Here is a 3234-nt window from a genome sequence, read left to right as displayed (position 1 = left end):
TGTGGGTTTTGCTACGACGGGTACGGGCAATATCGGCGCTTTTACGGCCACCAACACTACGTCGGCCCCGGTTACGGCCACTGTGACGGTAGTAGCCACGGCCAACGGTTGCCAGGGCCCTGCCCAGACTTTTACCATCACGGTGAATCCCAGTCCGGCGGTCAATACCGTCAGCAGTGTAAGCTACTGTAATGGCGCATCGGCTCCGGCCATTGTCTTCGGCAGTCCCACGGCCGGTGCCGTGTTTAGCTACACCAGCTCGGTCAATGTGGGTTTCGGCACATCCGGCACGGGCAACATCGGGGCCTTCACGGCGACCAATACCGGATCGACCCCAGTGGTCGCCACCGTATCGGTACAGGCCATAGCCAACGGCTGTGCCGGACCGGTGCAGACCTTTAGTGTTACGGTAACCCCAAGCCCAAGCGTTAATACGGTAACGAGCGCTACCTATTGTAATGGCGCCACCGTGCCCACTATCACGTTTGGCAGCCCGGTAGCCGGCGCTACTTTCAGCTACACCAGCAGCACCAACGTAGGTTTCAGCACCACCGGTACTGGTAATATCAATTCATTTGTTGCTACCAATGGCTCCTCTGCGCCGGTTACCACTACTGTTACGGTGGTGGCGACGGCGAATGGTTGCCCCGGACCAGCCCAGACATTTACCATCACGGTGAATCCCAGTCCGGTGATCAATGCCGTCAGCAATGTAACAGTATGTAATGGTCAGACCGCGTCGGCAATTACCTTTAGCAGCCCCACGGCAGGTGCTACCTTCAGCTACAGCAGCAGTACCAATGTAGGGTTCGGTACCGCCGGTGTAGGAAATATTCCTTCATTTGTCGCGGTCAACAATACCTCTTCGCCCATAACGACCACGGTTACGGTAACCGCCAGTGCCAATGGCTGTAGCGGTCCGTCACAATCCTTTGTCATTACGGTGAATCCGAGCCCAACGGTGAATGCGGTGAGCAGTGTTGTGTACTGCGCTAATCAGAACGCGCCGGCCATAAATTTCAGCAGCCCCACGGCCGGCGCTACCTTCAGCTACACCAGCAGCACTAACGTAGGGTTCGGTACCACTGGCACGGGTAACATCGGTGCCTTTACGGCGACGAACAATACATCGGCGCCAGTTACGGCCACGGTAACGGTGGTGGCGACGGCGAATGGTTGCCCCGGACCAGCGTTGATGTTTACGGTGACCGTTAATCCGCAGCCAACGGTTAATACCGTAAATAATGTGGTGGCCTGCTCCGGGCAGACGGTGCCGGCCATCACGTTCGGCAGCCCCACAGCGGGTACTACCTTCAGCTATACGGCTACGAATAATGTAGGCTTTGCCACAACGGGTACTAGCGGAATACCAACCTTTGTTGCCTCGAACACCACAGCCGCCCCTATAGTCAGTACGGTAACGGTGGTGGCCACAGCGAACGGCTGTCAGGGGCCCGCCCAGACCTTTACCGTCACCGTAAATCCGGGTCCGACGGTCAATTCAGTCAGCAGCGTAGTGGTTTGTACCGGTGCAACAGCAGGGCCTATTACGTTCAGCAGCCCGACGTCCGGTGCTACCTTTAGCTATACCAGCAGTACTAATGTAGGGTTTGGAACAACAGGTACCGGCAACATTGGCCAGTTTACCGCCGTAAACAATACATCGGACCCGATAACCGCCACTATAACGGTTGTGGCCACGGCGAATGGTTGCCAGGGACAAGCCCGGACCTTTACCATCACGGTGAACCCAACACCAATAGTCAATAATATCCTGAGCCTGACGGTTTGTAATGGGTCACCGGTATCGGCTATACCGTTCAGCAGCGAAACGGCCGGAACATCTTTCAGCTATACGGCGAGCAATAACATTGGTTTTGCGACAACGGGAAACAACGTAACCGGCATTTCTGCCTTTACGGCTACCAACAATACGGCATCCCCAATTTCCACCACCGTAACGGTGACAGGGTCGGCTAACGGCTGCCCCGGTCCGGCCCGTATCTTTGTGATTACCGTTAATCCCAGTCCGGCGGTCGAGAATGCAACGGTGAATCCAATTAGCAGCTATACGTATTGTAATGGCGCACCGGCTACTGGCATCAACTTTACCAGTTCGACAACGGGCACTACCTTCAACTACGCCAGCTCGATTGACGTCGGTTTTGGTACGACAGGGACAGGCAATATACCCCCCTATACAGCGACCAATCTCACAACCGAACCGGTAATTGCAACCGTTACGGTAGCGGCTGTGGCAAACGGTTGTGCCGGCCCGACCAGGAGCTTTAATGTAACGGTGAATCCGACACCGACGGTGAATGCTGTTGCCAGTCAAACCATATGTAACGGTCAGACGGTGGCGGCTATTCCGCTGACCAGCCCAACTCCCGGTGCCGTTCTAAGCTATACCGCAAGTGCTAATATTGGATTTACGACCACCGGTACCGGTAGCATTGGATCTTTCACGGCTACCAACAATACGGCTAATCCAATAACGGCAACCATTACTGTGGTTGCTTCGATTGAAGGATGTCAGGGACCAGCCCGGACTTTCACTATTACGGTAAACCCGAGCCCGGCTATCAGCCCGGTCAGCAATATTACGGTTTGTAATGGAGCGCCAGTGTCAGCGATTAACGTAACCAGTGCAACGCCAGGTGCCATTACTACTTACACGAGTTCGGGCAATGTCGGCTTCGGAACAGCCGGTACTGGTAATATCGGTGCCTTCACCGCCCAGAATAACACAACAGCTCCAGTAACGGTCACGGTTACTGCGTCGGCTCAGGCTAACGGTTGCCAGGGCCCCGCCCAGACCTTTACCGTTACAGTTATACCGACTGCTACAGTAAATCCGCTTACGAATGTAGCCGTTTGCGCCGGAGCTACGGCTTCACCAATTGTATTTACGAGTCCGGTAGCCGGTGCTACCTTCAGTTACACCAGTAGCACCAACGTGGGTTTTGGTACCACCGGCACCGGTAATATTAACAGCTTTACGGCGGTTAACTCAGGCTCAGCGCCGGTAACGGCAACCGTAACGGTAGTGGCCACCACCAACGGCTGTCCGGGACCGGCTCAAACGTTCACAGTTACCGTCAATCCCAGCCCGGTGGTCAATGCTGTAGCCAGCCTGTCGGTATGCAATGGGGCACCGGTATCGGCCATTGCCTTCAGCAGCCCAACGCCTGGGGCTACCTTCCAGTATGCAAGTTCAACCAACATCGGCTT

General features: G+C 55.4%; 1 protein-coding gene. It reads left to right on the top strand.

Annotated elements, in window-relative coordinates:
• On the top strand, window positions 1-3234 hold a 3234-nt coding region (locus tag ABD931_RS22310), incomplete at both ends, for a beta strand repeat-containing protein (RefSeq protein ID WP_345270383.1).

The sequence above is a fragment of the Nibrella viscosa genome (genome assembly GCF_039541875.1).
GTDB lineage: Bacteria > Bacteroidota > Bacteroidia > Cytophagales > Spirosomataceae > Nibrella > Nibrella viscosa.
The sequence above is the reverse complement of the archived record's forward strand: the minus strand, read 5'-3'. Positions and strand labels throughout refer to the sequence as shown.